21 protein-coding genes, 2 other RNA genes and 2 riboswitches are annotated in these 22,976 nt (G+C 35.3%); of the genes, 4 read left to right on the top strand and 19 right to left on the bottom strand.

The annotated features are described in order from the left end of the window. Positions 1-42: 42 nt before the first annotated feature. From MKX31_RS06155 to MKX31_RS06135, 5 genes are all read right to left on the bottom strand, one after another. The gene (locus tag MKX31_RS06155) at positions 43-909 is read right to left on the bottom strand and encodes a 5'-3' exonuclease (RefSeq protein ID WP_064476586.1); all 867 of its coding nucleotides are present in this window, start codon (positions 907-909) and stop codon (positions 43-45) included. A 131-nt stretch (positions 910-1,040) separates the two neighbouring features. Then, on the bottom strand, positions 1,041-1,766 hold the full coding sequence (locus MKX31_RS06150) for a P-type ATPase (RefSeq protein WP_000964966.1): 726 nt from the start codon (positions 1,764-1,766) through the stop codon (positions 1,041-1,043). 342 nt (positions 1,767-2,108) lie between these two features. Beyond that, positions 2,109-2,274, bottom strand: a riboswitch (M-box (ykoK) riboswitch). 125 nt (positions 2,275-2,399) lie between these two features. After that, positions 2,400-2,786 carry a DUF350 domain-containing protein gene (locus MKX31_RS06145; protein ID WP_000606860.1) on the bottom strand — a complete coding sequence of 129 codons (387 nt, stop codon included), beginning with the start codon at positions 2,784-2,786 and terminating at the stop codon, positions 2,400-2,402. Then, positions 2,783-4,018, bottom strand: a complete 1,236-nt coding sequence (locus MKX31_RS06140; protein WP_064476588.1) for a glutathionylspermidine synthase family protein — start codon at positions 4,016-4,018, stop codon at positions 2,783-2,785. Before MKX31_RS06140 ends, MKX31_RS06145 begins: the two co-directional genes overlap by 4 nt. Before the next feature lie 3 nt (positions 4,019-4,021). Further along, complete coding sequence (locus MKX31_RS06135; RefSeq protein WP_064476589.1) at positions 4,022-4,333, bottom strand: hypothetical protein; 312 nt, start codon at positions 4,331-4,333, stop codon at positions 4,022-4,024. Positions 4,334-4,416: 83 nt separating this feature from the next. On the opposite strand from MKX31_RS06135, the gene MKX31_RS06130 reads away from it, so the two are divergent. After that, positions 4,417-4,866: a hypothetical protein gene (locus tag MKX31_RS06130; protein ID WP_001235541.1), complete on the top strand. Its 450-nt coding sequence runs from the start codon at positions 4,417-4,419 to the stop codon at positions 4,864-4,866. A 54-nt stretch (positions 4,867-4,920) separates the two neighbouring features. Here the strand turns inward: MKX31_RS06130 and ssrS (MKX31_RS06125) are convergent. From ssrS (MKX31_RS06125) to MKX31_RS06105, 5 genes are all read right to left on the bottom strand, one after another. Next, a non-coding RNA gene (gene ssrS / locus MKX31_RS06125) (6S RNA) lies at positions 4,921-5,104 on the bottom strand. A gap of 21 nt (positions 5,105-5,125) precedes the next feature. Continuing rightward, positions 5,126-5,308: non-coding RNA, 6S RNA (ssrS, locus tag MKX31_RS06120), on the bottom strand. A 116-nt stretch (positions 5,309-5,424) separates the two neighbouring features. Then, entirely contained in the window at positions 5,425-6,258 is an 834-nt protein-coding gene (locus MKX31_RS06115; RefSeq protein ID WP_064476590.1) for a sulfurtransferase, read from the bottom strand. A 2-nt stretch (positions 6,259-6,260) separates the two neighbouring features. Next, a complete protein-coding gene (locus MKX31_RS06110) occupies positions 6,261-6,533 on the bottom strand; it encodes a YpbS family protein (RefSeq protein WP_000451806.1) in 273 nt (90 codons plus the stop codon). Positions 6,534-6,554: 21 nt separating this feature from the next. Then, complete coding sequence (locus MKX31_RS06105; RefSeq protein ID WP_048561317.1) at positions 6,555-7,022, bottom strand: GNAT family N-acetyltransferase; 468 nt, start codon at positions 7,020-7,022, stop codon at positions 6,555-6,557. Between the two features lie 72 nt (positions 7,023-7,094). Between MKX31_RS06105 and MKX31_RS06100 the strand changes: the two genes are divergently transcribed. Next, positions 7,095-7,349, top strand: a complete 255-nt coding sequence (locus MKX31_RS06100) for a DUF3931 domain-containing protein (protein ID WP_000369740.1) — start codon at positions 7,095-7,097, stop codon at positions 7,347-7,349. A gap of 3 nt (positions 7,350-7,352) precedes the next feature. Here the strand turns inward: MKX31_RS06100 and MKX31_RS06095 are convergent, their stop codons facing one another. Continuing rightward, positions 7,353-11,012: a dynamin family protein gene (locus MKX31_RS06095; protein WP_098111401.1), complete on the bottom strand. Its 3,660-nt coding sequence runs from the start codon at positions 11,010-11,012 to the stop codon at positions 7,353-7,355. A gap of 548 nt (positions 11,013-11,560) precedes the next feature. Here MKX31_RS06095 and MKX31_RS06090 point away from each other — a divergent pair. Next, positions 11,561-12,724 (top strand): DUF418 domain-containing protein, encoded by a 1,164-nt coding sequence (locus tag MKX31_RS06090; protein WP_064476592.1) that lies wholly within the window; start codon positions 11,561-11,563, stop codon positions 12,722-12,724. A gap of 178 nt (positions 12,725-12,902) precedes the next feature. On the opposite strand, the gene MKX31_RS06085 is transcribed toward MKX31_RS06090, so the two are convergent. The 4 genes from MKX31_RS06085 to MKX31_RS06070 all read right to left on the bottom strand — a co-directional run bounded on the left by MKX31_RS06085 (position 12,903) and on the right by MKX31_RS06070 (position 17,016). Further along, positions 12,903-13,601: a DUF1963 domain-containing protein gene (locus tag MKX31_RS06085; RefSeq protein ID WP_064476593.1), complete on the bottom strand. Its 699-nt coding sequence runs from the start codon at positions 13,599-13,601 to the stop codon at positions 12,903-12,905. A 424-nt stretch (positions 13,602-14,025) separates the two neighbouring features. Next, entirely contained in the window at positions 14,026-15,348 is a 1,323-nt protein-coding gene (pbuX, locus tag MKX31_RS06080) for a xanthine permease PbuX (protein ID WP_000809222.1), read from the bottom strand. Between the two features lie 3 nt (positions 15,349-15,351). Beyond that, a complete protein-coding gene (locus MKX31_RS06075; protein WP_064476595.1) occupies positions 15,352-15,945 on the bottom strand; it encodes a xanthine phosphoribosyltransferase in 594 nt (197 codons plus the stop codon). A gap of 106 nt (positions 15,946-16,051) precedes the next feature. Next, a riboswitch (purine riboswitch) is annotated at positions 16,052-16,153 on the bottom strand. A 116-nt stretch (positions 16,154-16,269) separates the two neighbouring features. Continuing rightward, positions 16,270-17,016 (bottom strand): type I methionyl aminopeptidase, encoded by a 747-nt coding sequence (locus tag MKX31_RS06070; protein WP_088048412.1) that lies wholly within the window; start codon positions 17,014-17,016, stop codon positions 16,270-16,272. Between the two features lie 607 nt (positions 17,017-17,623). On the opposite strand from MKX31_RS06070, the gene mphL reads away from it, so the two are divergent. Next, positions 17,624-18,520 carry a macrolide 2'-phosphotransferase MphL gene (gene mphL, locus MKX31_RS06065; protein ID WP_088048411.1) on the top strand — a complete coding sequence of 299 codons (897 nt, stop codon included), beginning with the start codon at positions 17,624-17,626 and terminating at the stop codon, positions 18,518-18,520. Positions 18,521-18,563: 43 nt separating this feature from the next. Here mphL and MKX31_RS06060 read toward each other — a convergent pair whose 3' ends face one another. The 4 genes from MKX31_RS06060 to MKX31_RS06045 form a co-directional block, all read right to left on the bottom strand. Continuing rightward, a complete protein-coding gene (locus MKX31_RS06060; RefSeq protein ID WP_340980305.1) occupies positions 18,564-19,034 on the bottom strand; it encodes a GNAT family N-acetyltransferase in 471 nt (156 codons plus the stop codon). 47 nt (positions 19,035-19,081) lie between these two features. Continuing rightward, positions 19,082-20,599, bottom strand: coding sequence for a carboxypeptidase (gene ypwA / locus MKX31_RS06055; protein ID WP_088048410.1), 1,518 nt, complete (start codon positions 20,597-20,599; stop codon positions 19,082-19,084). Between the two features lie 100 nt (positions 20,600-20,699). Then, positions 20,700-22,637 (bottom strand): ATP-dependent DNA helicase, encoded by a 1,938-nt coding sequence (locus MKX31_RS06050; protein WP_000493718.1) that lies wholly within the window; start codon positions 22,635-22,637, stop codon positions 20,700-20,702. Positions 22,638-22,775: 138 nt separating this feature from the next. Continuing rightward, a complete protein-coding gene (locus MKX31_RS06045; protein WP_000376887.1) occupies positions 22,776-22,958 on the bottom strand; it encodes a DUF3921 domain-containing protein in 183 nt (60 codons plus the stop codon). Between the last annotated feature and the right edge of the window lie 18 nt (positions 22,959-22,976).

Raw genomic sequence — 22,976 nt, 5'->3', positions numbered from 1 at the left:
AGTCAAAGTTTGACTTATACAACATCCCTCTTTCAAAACTATTTATAGCATATTTATTAATATTTCTGGTCTTCCCCAATTCATTTCTTCACAAACGAATCTAAGTTTTTCTTCATCCATTGTGTGTAAGCCTTCTTCTAATGAACATGAAATTGGAACTTCACAATGAATTTGTGCTAATTGTAATGAAATATTTAAGTTCTCTAGATCACTTTCAATCTTTGTACGCTGCGCTTTCGTTAATGTTGCTACATTTTCTAGTACAGTTGCTACTGTTCCGTGCTCTTGAATCAATTTATAAGCTGTTTTTTCCCCGATACCTTTTACACCTGGGTAATTATCACTCGTATCTCCCATGAATGCTTTCGCATGCACGATTTGCCACGGCTCTACGCCTTTTTCTTCCATGATTTTCTCTGGTGTGTAATATTCGTAATTTCCAATTCCTTTGCGCAAGAGCATTACTGTAACGTTCTTATCAACAAGCTGAAGTAAATCCGTATCACCTGTTAAAATATACACTTCCGCTTCATTACAGTATTGTTTTGCAAGCGTGCCGATACAATCATCCGCTTCATACCCTTTCATACCGATAACTGGAATAGACAATTTCGCAGTCATTTCTTGAACTAAATCAAATTGCGGAATTAATTCTTCAGGCGGCGCTACACGATTCGCTTTATAATTCGAGAACGATTCTGTTCTAAATGTCGTACTACCCATATCCCAGCATGTTACGATATGTGTCGGTTCAATTGCTTGCATAGCTGTTAATAAATGTTTCATATAACCATGAATCCCGTTTGTAGGGGTACCATCTTGTCGTTTCATAAATTGTCCGTAGACACTTGTTGCGTAAAAAGCACGAAATAATAGTGCCATACCATCAACTAATAATACTTTTTTCATAATCCCTCTCCTACCAAAAAAAATAATAACCCCACGTCATCACGTAAGGTTATATAAATAGATTACCATTCTACGTTTTTTCAACTTTGTCTATTATACATTGTTTTTGTATATTTAGCATCATTTACACATTAAGACGTTCTACTACAACAAGTATGAAGAATTCCTGTATACGTATTTTTCCCAGTCGAAACAACTACAGCCTTTGCATTTCCGCCAACAATATGAGTCCCTTTGAAACATACGTTTTCAAGTTCAAGTGGATTATAGTCTTTCATTCGTTTTAAAGGAATAAATCGTTTACGCTCAAGGTGATAGCAACTTTCAAATTTCTCAATACTTGCATCTTTTCCTGTTAGCACGGATTCATTTACTAATAAATCATTCGCGTAAATGATACGTACATCTGCCGGTACTGTATCACCTTCTGAAAGAAAAATCATATCCCCAGGAACAAGCTCTTGTACTGGCACATTCATCATTTTTAATTCACCGTTTAAACCAGTTACACTAGAACATTCTACTCGAGACACAGTAATTTTCTCACATTGTAATCCATCACGCACATGTTGTTTTGAAAAACCTGGAATCATTCCACTTAGCTTCATCATTACTTCCGCAATACGCGCTCTTTTTGAAATTAATTCGTTTCGGCCGTATACTTGAATGCGTTTTTGTGCCTCTTTCATAGATAATCCGTCTCTTGTTGTTTTAAAATACGCAAATACAGATTTTACATCTCTCGTTGCGATTTCAATTAATAAATCTTTATTTTTTTGAAGCATTGTTTGTTCTTTCATTGATTTTTTACTTAATTTATATGACGTGTTACCCACAGTTTTGTTTGCATATAACATATTATCGTCTCCTCCTGTACAACATAGGAAGAAACGCTTTGTTTCTCAATTTATCCACTTTACCGTAACAGTGTCTAGCGCTTAAACATGCATATAAACGCTACATTATGATAAATATAGAGGGAGGAACAAGTCGTTTCCTGCCTACATCATATATTTTTGATTTGAAGTATATGGGTAACGGAACCGAGTCAGAATTTGACATGCTCCTCACCTCCTCGTTTAATTTTATAGTTTATACTATGAATTTACTCATAGCTTTGTAACAAAAAGACCCTTACTCCGAAAAGAGTAAAGGTCATGACATACACAAATAAACGATTCCTAAACAATTAGAAATCTACGGACCTCTCCCTCGCCGAGTTTTAGCACTGTATAGCATAGGTACATTACCAGCTACGTTAAGAAAAACCTTAATTCGATCATTCCTGTTGACCCATTGGCGTCTCTCGACATTTTTGGGCAGTAGCATTTCTCTATACAGGAGCCTCACCTAACAGAGACTTATTTTTATTACATAGAAAATGTTACTCTTATTTAAAATAGATGTCAACAGTAGCCTACAATTTTTTCGAAATGTATGGCGAACTAACGTATATAAAATAAAAAACTTCACGTTTAAACGTAAAGTTTTTAATAAGTTATACAACCAGCAATTACAATCCCAATGGAAAGTGATAAAAACATAAGAAAAAGACCGACTGCTTGGTTATCTTCTTCAAGACTTTTGTTTATATTAAAGCGTGGTGTAAGCCACTCAGCTAAATAAAAGACGATAATTTGAGCCAAAATCCCAACAGCTCCCCATGAAACCATATCAAGAAGTGAAATGGAATTAGCTGCTGTCGAATATAAAACAATAGCTAACCCAAGTAATCGTCCTCCAAGTACATAGCTTACCGCCTTATTTCCTTGGGCCATTAACTTAAATTCTTTTACTTTCGTTGTCACTTCCATGAGGAACAGACCAATACATAAAAGGCCCAGTGTTACTGCTAAATATAATAAAAAATTAATCATATACTTTCCTCCTTTTTTATACCTACCGGTAAATAGTACGATTCATTCCCCGTAATTTTTTCCCCAGCGCGAATACCGATACTACTCGCTTTTCCAGCAATTAAAAACGAACCAAACACATACGACAGTTTCTCCATCCCTTTCTCAGTTTCCAAAGATACGACTGGAAGTTCTGTATACTTTTGAAATATCGGCAGTGACGCTTTATACGTTTGGTGTGCATTTTGAATCATAATATTTTCGTCCTTATCGCGAACGGTAATTGTGTCTCCTTCTCTACCAAATGAAGGTTTTTGAACGAAAGAGCCTTTTCCTAAAAATAAATCTGGTTCTAAATATGTAGGTAACATATATTCTTTAATCCACTGTTGTTCCTCATTTGTATAAAAGGCCTTTTCTTCTGCTAACCCCCAAATAAGACACTGAATTGATTTTGGCTGAAGCAAAAATGCTGACAAAGGATTTATTATAAAAAGCTTTCCGGCTTTTACAAGTTGCAACAGTTCCACACCTACGAAGTCTCCTGTTTCAGGATCTTGATCCTCAATTAAATCTTCTATCGGATATGTTTGGCGATATAAAATATCAATCTGTACTCCATCCCTATCCACTAAAGCATCTTTTGTAATTCTAAGTTCTGACATTGGCACTACTTTATTTTCAACATGGCATAACTGACTCAAATACATAGTCGTATTCCAATCCTCAATATGTTCATGATGTGCTGTAAAAACAACATTTGGGTTATCTATTCCCTTTGTCGCTTCCATTACAGCCTTTGTAACACCAGAAGATAGTAATCGTTCTTGACCCAAGTTTGGATCATCATAGCCTAGTTTTCCACAAACTTTTCCATTCATTTGAAAGCATTCCATAATAAAAGTTGGTGTATCACTATTAAACTCAAGCATTTTAATTTGGTTATCATTTGTTAAAACGAAATCAAATCGTGAAATAACAGATTCAGGATATAATCCTTTCATTCTAATAAACGATAAGCTTGCAGGAGGATACCCAAGTTCAAGAAGCTGTTCGTCACTTAAATTCCGCAAAAGTTTAGCAGTCTTAAAAAATATTTTCCCCATTCGTTCAGTTGCTAATTGCAATTGTTTCATAGTCTGATTTGTTATAAAAAAAACATGAAACAAACTATACTCACATTCATATAAATCCGACCAAAAATTCGGATATTTCGAGTAAAATTCTTTTCGATCCCTTATGTATTGCGACATATGTTAGCCCCCAAATCCTCCCTTTGAACCGCTTCCAATTCCACCTTTAAATTCCGCAGACGATTGATAAGATTTAAACGCCGATGAATTTTTAAAAGTGGATTTATTTTGATAGTAACTCCCACCATAAAAATAATGCCCACGATAACCTGACCTACTATCATCACACTGCCATACCCCAAGTTCATCATCCCAATCCCAATCTGAACAACTATTATCATTCGGTTTTGGGGGAAGATCTTGCTCGCAGCCAAATAAGGTGCCAGTCATTAAAGACGTTACGACACCACCTACTAGCCATTTCGTTTTCGTCACCTTCGCACTCCCCTTTTTAAATTCTATTCCTATTATATAAGATAGCATGATAAAGTAGAAGAAAAAGGAAGAAGAGGGATAAAATGCGCTTAGAATATCGACTTAATGATGAAACGAAAAGGTATCCTGCTTTATGGAACTACGCAAATATTTCTAATTCTGAAATCATCGCACGCATGACGTGTGAATATTTTATAAAAGATAACAAGACATATGTTGTTACTGCAACTTCAGTAGATCCAGACGGAACAGCAGTTATATATATTCAAAAAGAAGAGTTTGCAAATGACCCTTCAGATCCTACATACTCTCACATCGGTTTTGAGGTTAGAGAACTAAGTGAAACGAGTTCTAGCATAATAGATCGGAAAGATGTATGGAACTATGAAGAAATTTTGCCATCTCTTCATTCAGACCTTATATATATTCAGCGCGACGGCATGCATATGGAGTTCGCTTTAGATTCAAGAGAGATTGATGAAGATAGAAAGTGCTATATTTATTATGGAAACTTCACAGGTGAATCCAGATAAAACAAATATATTTATGCAACAAAAAAACCTTACGTATAAAACGTAAGGTTTTTATATAGCCCCACATATGCCGTTCTCTCTAGATGTCCATAAACCTGCTCTCACAGGTGGATGCTCTCACAAATGTTTGTAACTTCCTTCTTAAAAAGACGGCTTGTTAGCTACATTTAAATATTGAACTTCCATATTAAACTTATTGGTTTAAGACATGCATAAGCTACGTACACCGTAGGAATTTTATATAATGTTAGTTGAAATAAGACCCCCGCACGTGCCGCTCCTCGTAAATGTCCAAAAACCCGCTACTCGCAGGTGGATGCCCTCACAGTTACCGTACATCTTCCTCCACAAGGAAGGCTTGATGATGGTCGCTAAATATTGAGCTTCCGTATAACTAACATCGGTTTTAGACATAAATAAGTTACGTACACCGCAGGATGTATTATTTACTTGTCGTTATATTATCACATTGTTTCCAATGTGTAAAATACAAAGTTTTTCGAGCAATTTCTTGCTTGTGACCTTATTTTAATACAAATTATTTTTGCATGCAAGTGATTAATCTTCTTCTTTTGCAATTTGATTTTCTGGATAAGAAATCCAATCACTCCAGCTACCTGCATACAATTTAACATTTTGGAATCCAGCTAATTTCAATGCAAGGATATTTGGACATGCTGTAACACCAGAACCACAATATACAATTGTTTCCTTATCTTTCAAAAGATTTCGGAATCGTTCTTGTTGCCCAGCTTCATTCTTAAATTGTCCTGATTGTACAATTCCATCCTTCCAAAAATAGTTTACTGCTGTCGGAATATGTCCTGCTTTTGGATCAACTAGTTCCTCTACACCAGCATAACGTTTTGGCTCTCTAGAATCAATTAACGTAACATCTGCACCTGCATGAATATTCTCTCTCACCGTTTCCATCGTTACAAGCATATGATCTTGTACATTTGCTTTGAATGTTTTTCGTATAGCAACAGGAATTTCCTTTGTTATCGGTAGTCCATTCTCTTTCCAAGCTGGAAATCCACCATCTAATATATATACTTTCTCATGTCCTACATAGTTTAATAACCACCAGAGACGAGAAGCATTTGCACCCGCTTGACTGTCATATGCAATTACTGTCGTATGTTCACCAATACCAGCTTGTGAAAGCTTGTCTGCAAACTCCTCAATATTCGGCAATGGATGGCGACCACCATGTTCTGTTACAGGACTTGATAAATCTAAATTTAAATCAAAATATAACGCATGAAGAATATGTTCTTCCTCATACTTTTCTCTACCCCAATTAGGATTCGCTAAATCAAAACGACAATCGATTATACGGACATTCTCATCCTCTATATGCTCACGTAACCATTCGACTGTAACTATCATCTTTAACGACCTTCTTTCTCTTGCAAACGACTTACATACTCCATAACCATTTCTTCCGTAACAAATTTACGTTGCAGTGTAACACCATTTTTTGCAAGATCATTAATTTGCTTTGTTACAACATTAATGATATCAACCGAAAATTCTTTCCCCTTTGACGCAAGAGATACGGCTGCTTCAATAGCTGCTTCACGCTGCGCATCTAATTGTAAACATGCTTTTACACTTTCATTTTGTTTACGAGAATGTGCTGTAATTGCTTTATGTACTTCCATCTTCTCTTCCCCCTAAATAAGTTATACGTTCTTATTCAATTCCATTGCAAGCCGAATCATATCACGACATACAATCCCATTTTCAATAATCTCTTCTTCATAATGCTTTGAAAAGTAATCAAAATCAATAGAAAAAATACGAAATCCACATTTTTGATATAAAGCAAGTTGTGAAACACTAGAATTGCCTGTACCAACTTCAAGTTTTGACATACCATATCCTTTAGCAGTTTCTACGGCATGACTTAATAGCTGCTTTCCAATCCCTTTTCCTTGCAAATGCTCTACAACTGCAATATTCATAATTTCCATCGTCTTCGGCCTTGTTTCCAAAAGAACATATACACCGACAACTCTCTCCTCTTGCTTAGCTACATATGTTAACCCTCTTTGTACATATGCATCAATTTGCTGCTCACTTGGATCAGCAAGCAATAGTAAAGGTTTCGGTATAGCTTCTTTCGAAATATACTCTATTACTACACACATAAAAAACTCCCCTTTCTCTATTGTTCTAAACCCTCCTTGTCTACCATAAATAATAGAAAGGAGGGATTCACCATGGACAACAATGAGAAAAAATGCAACGTCATCTCTATTGATGGAAAGAAGAAGAAAAGCGACACGTATTCCTACCCAAAATTAGTAGTAGAAAACAAAACATATGAATTTTCTTCATTCGTCTTATGCGGTGAAACACCAGACGGCCGACGCCTCGTTCTTACTCATATGATTTCTACAGATGAATTTGCTGGGTTTGTCAAATCTTTAGATACAGTATTGCAAAAGAAAATCGAACGAATCTTTTTCTCATAACGACTATATCACATAAATTTCTTTTTCAATCTCTACTAACTGCTTTTGCAACTGTTCTTTACTTTGTTCATATAGTGATACATCAATTGTTTCAGCCAATGCAAATAATACACTTTCATAATAATTCATCACATCTTGCTGCATCACTTTTTGGAATAAGTTCCATTTCAAATCCCACTCTTGCTTATAATGATGAACAAATAAATCTTTTTCATCAGCTACATAGTTTGATACGAAGGGCTCTAATACAACTTTAGCCTCTTCTTGCATGAAAGCTTTATCATTCTTTTCAAAAAAGCTTTTTTCATTTTTAAAATGCGCTAGTGCTTTTTTGAAATCTTTTATTTCAACTGAAGGGAAAGGTTCTTTATGTGCAATATCTTTATATTTATAATCCACTGTTCCACTCATAGAAATTGATTCATTTTCTACTTTACAGTTCACCACAATTTCATTCTTTGCACGCTTCATCGCTTCATCTATCCATTTTTCAAGGCGTAATGATGTCGCACGCATTTCTTGTAATAAATCATGCTGAATAAATGCTACTAATTCCATAACGCACTGTTGCAACTGCACTTTCACATTCCCATCCGTTCGCAGCGATGCTGGATTAATAAATTCAGTAAACACATCGTTATAGCGTAGGAATAGACGCTGTTGCACGTAATAAAGCAATTCTTTCACTTCATTTTGCATCGCCTGCTCTTCAGCGAGCACACTATATGATGAAATAATATGAAGTAGCTGATCACGCTCTGCTTCATATTTTTTCGTTTGCTTCTCTTTCTCTTCATTCCCCTGCTTTGCACCGTTTATCATATTTACTAAAAGCTGATCTGCTCCTTGCAATGTACCATATAAAGCATGAACAGATACGAGCATTAAATCTCTCATCATAAAGGATGTAAATGATTCCTCGAACTTAACAATCCCAGAGTTTTGTAAAATACCGTACTTCTCTTTTTCAATATTCTTTCCTTGCTTCTCTTCAAGTGCACATAAACTTGAAATTGCAAATAAACGCGGATTTCTAATACCGTATTGCAGTAGCTGGTCTGCGATATAACCTTTTACCATTTCAAGTTCTTCTTCAGACTCTGCTAAATCGGCCGCATTTATTAAAAAGAACATTTTATCAAGTGCAAAAGTATCCTTTACACGACCAAGCTGGATTAAGAATTCACGGTCAGCACGAGAGAACACATGATTATAATACGTTACAAATAAAATAGCATCTGCGTTTTTAATATACTGGAACGCAACGTCCGTATGGCGGGCGTTAATAGAATCCGCTCCAGGTGTGTCTACAAGCGCTACTCCTTGCCTTGTTAAAGCACAATCATAATAAAGCTCCATGTACTCAACAAAACATGATTTTTCTTCATTCGCTACATAATCAGAAAACTCTTCTAATGTAACTTGTACCTGCTCGCCTAAATGAGCAGAAACCGTATCATACCCTTTTTGTACCGCTCGTAAAAAGCTAAATGTTGTTTTTTGCTTCCCAGTTGGTGAAGGATATTTCATAACTTTATCAATTTGTGCTAACGCTTCATCTAACGTAGTAATCTCATAATGAAACAACTTATAAACAGCTTTCATATCTTCTAATAGAGCTTGCTTTGATTTGAATTGAACCATTACTGTTCCGTGTGGTTTTTCCTCTGTAACCGGCAAAATTTGATTAATCGTTGCCGTCGTCGGATTTGGTGATACAGGAAGTACATTCCCACCAAGCAGTGCATTAGCAAATGATGATTTCCCAGCACTAAAAGCTCCGAATAACGCTACTGTAAATTGTTTCGTTTCCACACGACGCCTTTTTTCTATTACCTCTTGCTGTACATGTTTCAGCGCTGGCAATGGCTCTAATATCGTTTCAGCTTTCTTCACTTTCTCTAATATACGCTGAATATTTAAAGCTGCCGTTCCTTTTATCTCTTCCTCACGAGCCATTACGTGATCGTTTGCGCTTTCCTGCTCTTGTAGTGTGAATTTCTCACTAACAATTTGTGTTTTACTTTGCAATATCTCCTCTATTTGCAAGCCTTCTGGTGTAGCAACACGCTCGTGCCAAACATTTTGCAAATAACTTTCATATGTCTCTAAATTGTTACTGTATTGCAATTGCGTTTCTTTTGCCGTTTGCAACATCGTATATTTTTCAATCTCTTCTTCAATGCGTGCAACTGCTTCCTTCACCTTTTGCTTTAAAACGACTGCACTTTTATCAAAAATTTGCTGCGCTTTTGTAAAATAACGTTTCTTCAGTTCATTCGCTACATCCGCTGTATAAAGAAGTAAGTAATCCCCTGTGAAACCTGCACCTTGTTTAATGACTTCAGCTAACATTTCTGGTCCAAAAGCAATTTCTAAAGCATATATGTCTTTCCCAATTTCCTCTGTGAACAATCCTTCTTCTTTTAAGAAGGCAACAATAAATTCTTTCACATGAAAATCAAGTTGCGTTTCAACAGTCTTTTGCAAAGCAGAATAAAAAGCATCTAAACGTCTCTGTTTTTCTTGCTCCGTCTTTCCTTTCGCAAACAGCAAACCGACCTTAAATTTTGTTAATTTCGTTTCTAAATACACATTTGCCAATTCTCTCATTTCAAATGGCATTAAATACGCGTTATCTAATATAGCTTGTAAGCCTTTTATAAATTCGTTTCTCACATGAGATTCTTTACTAGCCTCGCATTGTTTAGTTTCCGTTAGCTCTTCTTTCTTTTCAACTATCTCTGAAATAGAAAGCGGCGATGCTAGCTCTTCCTCATATTTCAAAAGAGCTTTTTCATTTTCTGAAAGAATAAACGAGAAATGTTCCCCCATTAAATATTCTGTTTCTCGCTCCATTCCATCTCTTACATACTGCACTTTTTCTTTCATAATAGAAGTAATTAATGTTTCTAAGCTCCCAATTTCATTATGTGTATGGTTCATCATTCGCAATGAAGTATAATACACTCCATCTACTTCAATATCCCAGTTAGAGAACGATTGTTTTACACTATCTTTATAATCCTCAAACGATAATTCATTTTCTTTATGTTTATCTATTTGATTTACAACTAGATAAACCGTTTTATTACGTTGTTTCAATTCTTTAACAAATTGCAAATTCACTTCCGATTGGACGTGATTATAATCCATCATATAAAAAATTACGTCTGCTAGATGCAGCGTTGATTCTGTCGCTAATTGATGGGCATCATCTGTTGAATCAATCCCTGGTGTATCAACTAACATAACACCCTCAGGAATTGGCGCATCATTCCGATAAATATGAACACCAATTACCTCATCACCGTCTTTACAAATTTGTTTTAATTCTTCCGCTGAATATGCACCATCATATTCGTACTGTTCTCCAGATTTAACTGTTACAACAACACGATCCATTCCTTTTTCAATTTTGACAACGTTAGCGCTTGTCGGAATTGGACTTGTTGGTAACAACTGCGCTTTATATAGATGATTCATCATCGTTGATTTCCCTGCAGAGAAGTGACCGCAGAACGCTATCATAAGCTGTTCTTGTTTATATTTTTGAATCACCTCAAACAACTTTACACTATTCTCTGCATCGCCGTGTTTTTGCCACTCTTCATAAAAACAAACAAGTTTTTTCATACCGTTTGTCTGTACTATGTTTGTCATCCCCTTGTTCCCCTTTATCCAAGATGTATATACTTTTTCCCGCTATTTGCGAGCTCATAATCATCAGGAGATACATCCCCTCATCGATTACAGTTTCACTTTACTATCATACTAAATTTTCAGCATATTCTCATTAAAAATAAAAAATCCCTTTCATTCTTTTTACAGATGAAAGGGATTTTATGTCATATCACTCATTTTGCTGTTCCTACTCCATTTAAAACATACTTTGCAATAACTGCATATACAGCGACTGTACCTGCTACTAATGCGTATACCATACTCATGCACCAACCTTTTTGATAATGATTATCACTTTTGAATACATTTTATCATTAAAGAGAATCATTATCAACACTTTTCATAAAGAAAGCCCCTTATAAGAAGGAGCTTTACTGCCTGTTTTGAAGAAGGTTAAAACTTGTTGTGCACTCTTATTATATCTCATAATACACATCTTAACAGTTTTAAAAATTGGAAATTACCTATATACCCTCCTCTTTACATTTTGTATAATAAAAGGGAATTACTTAACAAGGAGGAAAATAATGACACAAAATATTTCACAAAGCGAGAGGATACACTCCATCGATATTATTAGAGGAATAGCTGTACTAGGTATTTTTCTTGTTAACTGGCCTGTTATCGCTGGGATTGACTCACGTGATCTTTCAGGAATTTATGAGGGGCTAGATAGCTATATCCGTCTGTTTTACGATATGTTTATTCAAACAAAGTTTTATACCATCTTTTCGTTTTTATTCGGCCTAGGCTTTTACATTTTTATGACTCGTGCTGAAGCGAAAACAGATCGACCAAAAACTTTATTTGTTCGTCGCTTACTTATTTTATTATTATTTGGTTTCTTACACTACGTTCTTTTATGGGACGGAGACATTTTACATACTTATGCAATCGCTGGATTTTTCTTATTTTTATTTTATAAGAGAGAACCTCGTACCATTTTAATATGGGCAATCGCTTTATTAAGTATTTTTCAATTTCTTATGCTAATTGCTAGTATTGGTATTGCCTTCATGCCAAAAGATGAACTTGGGTTATCCTTACCAATCATGCCACTTGAAGACTGGGTGTCACAAATACAAAATCGTTTCCATGCATTTTATGCTGATGGAATTGGACTAAACGCATTCATGCTCCCAGAAACAGTTGGGCTATTTTTACTTGGTTTATATGCCGGTAAAAAGGATATTTTCCGCCGTACGAAAGAGTTAGATCCAAAGCTTAAAAAATGGCAAATTATTATGTTCATTTTAACGTTGCCAATGTGGTTCCTCATGGTCCGCTATTTCTTATCAAAACCATCTTATGAACCAATTTATATGCAAGGCTTTACAATGTTTAGCGGAAAAACATTATTCATCTTCTACATTTTCACGCTTATGCGTTTATTACAGAAAGAAAAATGGCAAACATTATTACGACCATTCCAATATGTTGGTCGAATGGCGTTAACAAATTACATCTCGCATACAATTGTTACGTTACTTGTATTCGGACTATTGTTCAAAAATGATTATCTTGCTCCATTATGGGTAGGTCCTCTATTTTGCATTAGTTTCTATACGTTACAAATCTTTATTAGCCGCTGGTGGCTATCACGTTATCAATACGGGCCACTTGAGTACATTTGGCGTCTTGGTACGTACGGGAAAATGATGCCACTTAAAAAGAAAAGAAAGGTCTCATAACGAGACCTTTCTTTTTTTATGCTTCTCTTACTGCACTTTGCATCGGTTGTTCTAGTTGCAACATTTGAAGTAGCACTAAATAAACCATTTTAATTGATGTAAGGGGGCACAATGTAACTGGAGAAATATTAAAAGGGACTAGAGAAAAAATAACATGAGAGAACGTCACTTTATATTCCTATAAGAAATCACAATGTGCGATCCAATCATTTGTTTTACTATTTTTAGCAAAATAAATTCCACCGCCATGAATAATCTTTAAATGGGCTTTGGGATCGTCTGTTATTTGAAAAATAAATTCATAATCCGCAGGCCATTGGATACCTGATTGTGCAAAGCAAGCATAGCCTCCTAATTTGTGTATGTAATGATTTTCTTCAAAAATGTCCTCGTAGTAGTCAATCTCAATTGTGTTTTCAAGTTCAATAATTCTATCTTGCACGTTGTTAGGGAAATCTTCCGTATCCCATTGTGGAAACTCATCAGCTACTAATCTTGGTATTAAGGGAAAAGGTTTTAGATTTGGAAACGTAAGTGACATTTCATTCGGTACTAGTTCCTCTAAAGAATCATATTCTCTAACACAAAAATTTCCTGATAAATTGGACAAATCTTTAGCAAAGTTTGGAGAAAGAAATACTGCAATGACTTTCATATCTTTTACTGCTTCTGGAACAAAAGGTATTTGTGTTAAATTAAGCATCATAATCGCATACATTTTGTCTTGATAACGGTCGATTGGGCAAGTTTCATTTGGGAATGAATAGGGAATCTTTCCAATCCAACTTTCATTTATAGATGAATCAGGTCTTTTTCCGCCTGTTTGAAAGATAGTTGCTCTTTTTCTTAAGATATTCTTTATTTGATCTATTTCCAAAATATTTCTCCTCCTAAATATATATTTTGGTTTCTCCTTATTTTAACGGATAATTATATTCTAACAATAATGTACATTTTTTGTTATAACGCCCCTTTTGAAAGCTGTTGTTAAGCAGCAATTTCAAGGGTCTTTTTCTAGTTTTACTGTCGATTTAAAACAAATTTGTACTGTTTATAAAAAACATACCTTTTTGAATAAAGTTGCACCGTTTTGCATCATCAGGTAAAACTCCTGTAGTAATGGAGCTTTAGAATTAAAAGTAGATCTGGAAATTGAGACATTATAAACTTATTAAACTAGCTCAGTAATAAAAACGATGGGTTCAATTTGATTGGTATTTTAAACATCACTACAAATTAAAAACCTATCTCAAATGAGATAGGCTTAATTACATACAATTCGTATTGTGTCTACTTACTTTTTACGCTTCCCTTACTGCACTTTGCATAGACACTGGCTCTTCTTTTACTTTCACTTTACGCTGCGGCACCATATTAAATACGATATTTAAAAGTACTGCTGACGCACTTCCAAGTACAATTCCGTTATCTGTTAAAATACGAATGTTTTCAGGAAGTTGTGAGAATAATGTAGGAACAACTGTAACCCCAAGCCCAATTCCTACAGAACATGCAACGATTAATAAGTTTTCTTGTTTACCAAAATCAACGCTACTTAACATTTTAATACCATATGCCATTACCATACCGAACATCGCTAACATTGCACCGCCAAGTACTGATTTCGGGATAATAGTTGTAATAGCTGCGATTTTAGGAATGAATCCAAGAACAATTAACATACCACCACAAGTATAAATAATAACGCGATTTCTTACTCCAGTTAATTGAACAAGTCCTACGTTTTGAGAGTATGTTGTATATGGGAACGCGTTGAAAATACCGCCTAACACCATCGCTAATCCTTCTGCACGATACCCTTTTGTTAATTCTTTTTCACCGATCTTTTTATTGCAAATATCAGATAATGCAAAGTAAACACCTGTTGCTTCTACAATTCCTACGCAAGCAACTAAGATCATCGTAATGATTGGCGTCAATTCAAACGTTGGTGTACCGAAGTAAAACGGCTGAATACCATGGAACCAATCCGCTTCTCCAACCGCTTGCAAACTTACTTTCCCCATAAATGCTGCAACAATTGTACCGAACAATAGACCAAGTAAAATAGAGATTGAACGAATAAATCCGTCAAAGAAACGATACATAATGATGATAAATAGTAATACACCAAATGCTAACGCTAAATTTTCAAGACTACCAAAATCCTTACTTCCTACTCCTCCAGCCATATCATTAATTGCTGCTGGAACAAGTGTAACTCCAATTACAGTAACGACAGATCCTGTTACGACAGGTGGAAACAGTTTTACAAGCTTTCCAAATAATTTCGCAAAAATAACAACGAATAACCCGGCAGCAATAATTGCTCCATAAATAGAAGACACGCCGTATTGTTTCCCGATTGCAATCATTGGCCCAACCGCTGTAAATGTACAACCAAGTACAACTGGAAGTCCAATACCGAAAAAGCGATTTGATAATGCTTGTAAAATTGTCGCAACGCCGCACATTAATAAATCAATTGAGACTAAGTATGTTAACTCTTTTTGATTTAAACCAAGTCCGCCGCCCACAATAAGCGGAACAATAATTGCTCCAGCATACATAGCAAGCATATGCTGCATACCAAGCGATGCGATTTTAAATGGATGTTGCTTCATCGTTTATTTCACCTCCGCAGTTTCTTGCTGTACAAATGTAACTGTGCCGTTATCAAGTGATGCAATTTCTGCTAGTGACTCAACACGAACTCCTTGTTCACGAAGCTTCTTTCCTCCATCTTGAAATGCTTTTTCAATAACAATACCAATTCCTGCAATACTTGCTCCAGCTTGCTCTACTAAACTCATTAAACCTAAAGCAGCCTGACCGTTTGCTAAAAAGTCATCAATAATTAAAACACGATCATTTTCATCGATATGATTTCGAGATAATGAAATTTCATTCGTTTCTTGTTTCGTAAATGAATGTACGTTTGCAACGTACATATTATCTTGTAACGTTAACGATTTACGTTTTCTTGCAAAGATTACTTTTACACCAAGCTCTAATGCAGCCATAACCGCTGGTGCAATGCCTGAAGATTCAATCGTCACGATTTTTGTAATGTTCTCTTCTTTAAAACGTTTAGCAAATTCTTTTCCGATCTCTTGCATAAGTACTGGGTCAATTTGATGATTTAAAAAGGCATCTACCTTTAATACGTCACCAGATAAAACCTTTCCTTCGTTCAAAATCTTTTCTTGTAATACTTTCATGTTTGTTCCCCCTCTTATGCAATAAAAAACTCCAAAAGCCGCCACCACTCGTTACAAGTGAGAGACGCGCTTTTGGAGTTTCGCAAAAAAGAATGCTAAACAAGCAAATATATTCGTCCTCACTCATAGTCAAAGTATTTACGGTACTTCGGTAGAAACTTGCAGGCCATATCCCCGCGATTATATGAGTGTAGCTAACTATTTATTTTATAGATGGATTATAACGCACTTTTTATACTTTGAAAAGCATTTCTTAATAAAACACGTACAAATTTTATAAAAACATCATTTTCGTTCGAGTTTTGTAAACTCTTACATATTATTTCAAAGTGTCGTTAAAATGATTGGCCCATCTTTTGTAATCGCAATTGTATGCTCATATTGCGCTGATAATTTCCCGTCCATCGTTCTTGCAGCCCATCCATTTAAATCTACTTTCGAATATCGCATACCTACATTGACAATAGGCTCAATTGTAATTACCATTCCTTCTTGTAGTTCAGGCCCTTGTCCTTGTTTCCCAAAATGAAAAATTGCTGGTTCTTCATGAATCTCTTTACCTATTCCATGTCCCGTAAAGTCTCTTGCGACAGAAAAACCTTTATTTGCTACATAACTTTCAATCGCATAGCCAATATCTCCTACATGATTACCGATTATCGCCTGATCAATTCCTTTATACAATGCATTCTCAGCTACTACCAATAACATTTCTGCTTCTTCAGAAACATTTCCAACTCTATACGTCCAAGCAGAATCTGAAAGACCACCATTTAAGTTTACTACCATGTCAATTGTTACAATATCACCCTCAGTTAAAGGAACATCCGCCGGAAACCCATGACACATTTCATCGTTTACAGATGCGCATATCGCATATGGATACCCGTTGTAACCTTTCTGTTCAGATGTTGCACCGTGCTTTTCTAAATATGCTTCAACAAACGTATCAATTTCTTTTGTCGTAATACCTGGTTTCATCATTTGGGCAATTTCCCTATGACATGAAGCAAGTAATTTCCCAGATTCATGCATCAAATCTATTTCATTTTTCGTTTTAATTGTAATCATTCTATCTCTCCTTGCTAAACCTGCTATTTGCTACTAAAGTTCAATCATACACATCCTCTTCCAAAACTTCCAATTATAAAAGCAAACATCATTTCTTCTATTTTCCGAATATAAATTTTTATTTAATTCGTTTTTTAAAATATTACATCTAGTATTTTTTATTGATGTTTATTTATAAACAAAGTATATTGTTACTATACTATTAAAAGGAGGATTGTTAAAGATGATGCATGCAGGAAGACTACGTCAGCAACCTTTGAACACTAAGTAATTTAATATGTTCAAAGGCTCTGTTTTCATAAAGCAGAGTAAACGGGATTAGTCTGCACATTTTTAATAATCTTCATCGGAAGAGTACACTTTCCACATGAAGAAAGGCAGATATACATCTGTCTTTTTTTCGTATATTTTTTCATACAAAGAGAGACGTTTATTCATTATATCCTCGTTTACTCTTAACCACAGACAGAAGCCCGTCTGTGGTTTTTTTATGATTACATTTTCTTATATCTCGCTACTTTAAGCATATTGATGTAGTTAGAGACAAAAAGTAACAGAAAACGCATGAAAACATTGAAATTAGAATAAACATTTGGAGGAAATAAAAATGAATACACTTAAAGTGAAACAATTAGCAAATACGAAAGGCCTAAATATATTAGAAGATTCAATAGAAATCAATGAATCTGGCGTTGACTTTCAAGTAGCACACGTTAAAGAACAAAACGGGGATAAATGGATACTAAGAATTCCTCGTAGACCAGAATCTATGAGACATGCTCTACGTGAAAAAGAAGCATTAGAAATCATGAAAAAACATGCAGAATTCCAAATTCCTGATTGGTCTATATTTTCTGAGGAACTAATTGCTTATAAACAACTAAGCGGCGTTCCTGCCGCTACTATTGATATAGAACAACAAGGTTATATATGGACCTTTAACGAAAAGAATGTACCAACTGAATACCATACTTCATTAGGAAAAGTTCTAGCGAATTTACACTCATTACCTCAACAAAAATTTAATAATACAGGTGTTGAAATTCTTACTGCTAATGAATTAAGAACTTCTATGAAACAAAGGATGAATCGAGTGAAGGAACAATACCATATTAATCAAGACTTATGGGATCGTTGGCAAGCATGGCTAGCTGAAGATTCTTTTTGGCCATCTCACGTAGGAGTAAAGCACGGGGATATCCATCCAGGTCATATCCTGATTAATAATAAAAATAAAGTAACTGGCTTAATCGATTGGACAGAAGTAGGAATAGGTGATGTATCTATAGATTTCACATCGCATTATCTACTCTTTGGGAAGGATGGACTAACAAAGTTAATTCACTCTTATGACAACGCTGGCGGTAAAACTTGGTCAAAAATGGATGAACATATTATCGAACTTCTAACAACGAGTAGTATTACTGTTGCTGAATACGCTCAAGTTTCAGGTTTGAAAGACATGCATGAAATAGCTGTGCACATGCTAGCAACTGAAAGATAATGAAATTGCAAAAAAAACAGAAGAACCCTCTTCTGTTTTTTTGTTATTTTTTACATATATAATTCATTTTCAAAAACTCAAAACAACTACCATTTGTTTTCTGTATAAACGTTCCAACAACTTCAAATCCTTCTCTTTTATACACTTTAATCGCTCTCTCATTACATGTCGCTACTGATAGTGTTATATACTTGCAACCATATTTTTCTTTACTAAAAGCTAGTCCAGCGTTTACGAACTGTAAACCAAATCCATTTCCAGTTATATCAGGTCTCATTCCAAGACCTATATCAAACGTTCCATCATTTATTTTACAAACAGTAAAAAAACCAATGAGAGTGCCGTTTTCCTTCACAGAAAATGTATGATCTCCTCTACTCTCATCATGTAAAAACTCAGCTAAATCTTCTTCATCTGCACCTATATCGTAAAAGGAATACCTCCCTTCATAATGCCAGTTATATGCAATTTCTTCTGCTTCTTCTTGCGTCATTACTGTATATGTATAAGCCATTCTTCTATCCCCCTTGAAAAAAAGAGCTGCAATTAAGCAGCTCTTTTTTATAACTCATAGATTTCTTTATACTTCGCTTCTAAATAATCTGCTAAGTAGTTTGCATTTAATCCTTCACCTGTCACATCTTCTAAAATTTCAAGTGGCTTTTTCGTTTTACCGTATTGGTGAATATTTTCTGTTAGCCATTCACGAATTGGTGTTACGTTTCCTTCTTCTAATAATGCATCAAAGTTCGGAATGTCTTTTAACATTCTTTGCTTAAATTGCGCTGCATACATATAACCAAGCGCATAAGATGGGAAGTATCCAAATGAACCACCAGCCCAGTGAACATCTTGCAATACACCTTGTGCATTGTTTTCCGGACGAATTCCTAAATATGCTTCCATCTTATCATTCCAAGCCTCCGGCAAATCCTTCACTTGTAATGTACCATCAAATAATTCTTTCTCAAGTTCATAACGAACCATGACGTGAAGCGGATATGTAAGCTCATCTGCTTCTATACGAATGAACGATGGCTTCGATTCGTTAATCGCATCATAAAACTCATCTACTGATATATCATTGAATTGACCATCGCTATACTCTTTTAATAAATCATAATTTTTCTTCCAGAATGATTTATTACGACCGATAAAGTTCTCAAAGAATAATGATTGCGACTCATGAATACCCATAGAAGTTCCACTACATAGCGGTGTACCTTCGAATTTCTCTGCAATATTTTGTTCATATACAGCATGGCCACATTCATGAATTGTTCCAAACACTGCCATACGGAAATCTTTTTCATCATAGCGTGTTGTAATACGAACGTCCCCTCTATTTAATGTAATCTCAAATGGATGTACCGTTTCATCAAGACGACCTGCTTCAAAGTCATAATTCAATTGCTTTAATAACTCTAATGTAAAGTTCTTTTGTTTTTCTTTTGAAAAATGTTCTGATAAAGCACTTGTCTTTAATCTCTTTTGTGACTCCGATATTTCTTTTACGAGCGGAACGATACGCTCACGAAGTTGACCAAATACGTGATCTAACACTTCTACTGTAATACCTGGCTCATACATATCTAATAATGTATTATATTTATATGTTTCGTAACCCCAATATGTAATGAATTTCTTTTTAAATTCAACTATTTGTTCTAAATAAGGACGGAACATTTCGAAATCAGATTTTTCCCGAGCTTCTTCCCACACACTTTCCGCTTTCGCTTCTAATTTCACATACGCCTCGTATTCCGCTTGTGGAATTTTCTTATTTCTATCATATTCTTTACGACACTCTTCAACCATTTTCTTCGTCGTTTCAGAAAGTTTATCTTCACTTATTAAAGCTTCAAGCTCTGTTAAATAATTTCCCATCTCATCTGAAGTCGACATGACAAACACTTCTGATGAAAGCATACCAATTACTTCTGAACGCTGGTCTACACCTTTTTTAGGCGCACCTGTTCTTAAGTCCCAAAACATTAAGCTTAATGCTTCCTCATAATTCTGTATCTTCTTCACATATGTTAAAAATTGTTTTTCTACTTCATATGTAGCTACTGTCATCGTATAAAACCTCCCTTTTCTACCTCAAACTTAATTCGACATGGAACTCTAAATCCCTTTTATAATAGAAAAAAAGCTTGGCAAGTGCCAAGCTTTCTCCTTATAATTCTTTACCTTCTACTGGTAGTACGTTTTTCACCGCTTCTATCACTTTCTCATCTTCTGTATCAGATAAGAAGATTGATATAGCACCTTTATCGTCGCTCGTACGAATTAAACGTCCAATCCCTTGACGAAGACGTAAAATCATATACGGTACATCTACATCCCAGAATGGATCATTTACATGTTTACGCTTCGCTTCAAACACAGGATCGTTTGGAGGGAATGGTAATGACCAAATAATAACATGCGATAATGATGAACCAGGAATATCTAAACCTTCCCATAAATGAACAGCACAAAGTACAGTCTCTTCTTCATTTTGGAAACGAGAAACGAGCTGACTAATTTCTTGATCCCCTTCATATAGGAACGGAACGGACATTTGTTCTTTACTTACATATTCTTTAAACGCTGCAAGTTCTTGTGTTGTACGGAATAATACAAGTGTACGTCCATTTGTTTTCTGTATATTTTCAAGTGTATATTGACACTTTCTTTCCCATTCATTTTCTTTCGTATGCGATAGTAAGTTTACTGCCATTTGCTCCTCATAATCAAACGGTGAGGCAACTGAGAATGATAAGTAATCTTTTACCCCTAGGCTATTTGCTGTAAATGCGAATGAATCGTTGTTAGATAATGTAGCAGAAGAGAAAATATACGGGATTTTCTTCGAGAATACTTTCTCTTGTAATACTTCTTCAACTGCACGTGGCATAATCACTAACGTGAAGGCTCCATCACCTTCTTCACCCCATGTAATTACATTTTTCTCGTGCATGAACAGACGAAGTGAATGTTCTAATACATCTAAATGTTCATCAACGATATTTAAATCATACGTGTTTACTGTATGCATTTCACTTTCAAATACTAATGCATCACCGACTTCACCAATTTTCGCATAAAGTCTATTCGCTTCAGCTGTTACTTTTTCTGTCACAGTAATTTCTAAACGATCAGAACCGGCGATTTCCTTTTTATTTTCTTGTAACACATCAAAGAATCGCTCTGTTTGCCAAATTGTTTCTTCTACTAAATGCGCAAACTCTTCACGAATATCGTTTTGCAACAATCTTGTTAAAAGTTGCTCCATCATCGTTTGCTTTAAACGATATGTTAAAGCTTTTTGAGCTGCATATTCTACAAGATGTCCTTCATCGAATACAACGCAGCTACTTTCAGGTAATAACGGAATTTGCCCTTCACGCTTACGAGCATCGTACGTCCAAATATGATCCATGTAGAAATCTTGAGAACAAATAATTAAATCTGCCGCTTTACGATAATGTTCACGAGAAAGAGTTTGACCACAACGATGACGAGAATCACAAGTGAAGCAATCTTGGAAGTAATCCCAATTTACTTTTGACCATTCCTCATCATTTAAAAGTGGAAATTCTTTTCTGTCACCGTAGTGGGTAAAGTTTTGCATCGTACCATGATCGAATACAAACTGTGGTAATTCGTAGTATACATCTTCAATTACTTCTGGAGCTCGTCCACTCATAACATCTTCAAGTTTACGTAAACATAAATAATTATCCATTGATTTCGCAAGTCTAACATCAACAGATAGTCCTAATGCTTCAGATAACTTAGCAATGTCCCCTTCTTCTTTCACAAGCTGCTCAATTAACGTTTCATCAGCACAAGCGATAATAGCTGGTTTTCCAGTATAACGCGCATAGCAAATTGCATATAGAAGATATACAATTGTTTTCCCTGTTCCTACACCCGCTTCTGCGAACATTACTTTCTTTTCTTGGAAAGCACGCTCTAATTGAAACGCCATAAAAATTTGTTCATCACGCTCTTCAAAGCCTTTTTCCGGAAGGATATCGTAAAACACATCTCCAATCCATTCATTCAACTTATCATAAAAATTATCTTGTTTCCCTACTTCAAATGGTAATCTCTTCTCAGTAAACATCCTTAGCCTCCAACCAAAAAGTTTTTCTATAAAAAGATATAGCAACTGCTACTCATATGTGTGCAGCCACTTTCCCCTGTTGCCATACATAGAAATACACGAAAAAAAATTTTCCTTTCGAAAAAGGAAAATTTTTTTCTATATTAATGACTTTAAATATCGTTTATCAATCGCTGTTTCGTGTGAAAGAGCTGACAAATATTCTTCTTGTGCTTTTTGTATTTCATCTACAATCGCACCTTGGCTATCCACTTCTTTCCCGATCTCATCATACGTACGATGAATAGCTTTTTGAATCATTGATAATTGGAAACTATCCATATCACGTCCTCCTTTACG

Origin of the sequence: Bacillus sp. FSL M8-0063 (genome assembly GCF_038005545.1) — a bacterium.
Classification (GTDB): Bacteria; Bacillota; Bacilli; order Bacillales; family Bacillaceae_G; genus Bacillus_A; species Bacillus_A wiedmannii.
Note: the sequence above shows the minus strand (reverse complement) of the source record. Positions and strands in the feature narration are given on the sequence as shown.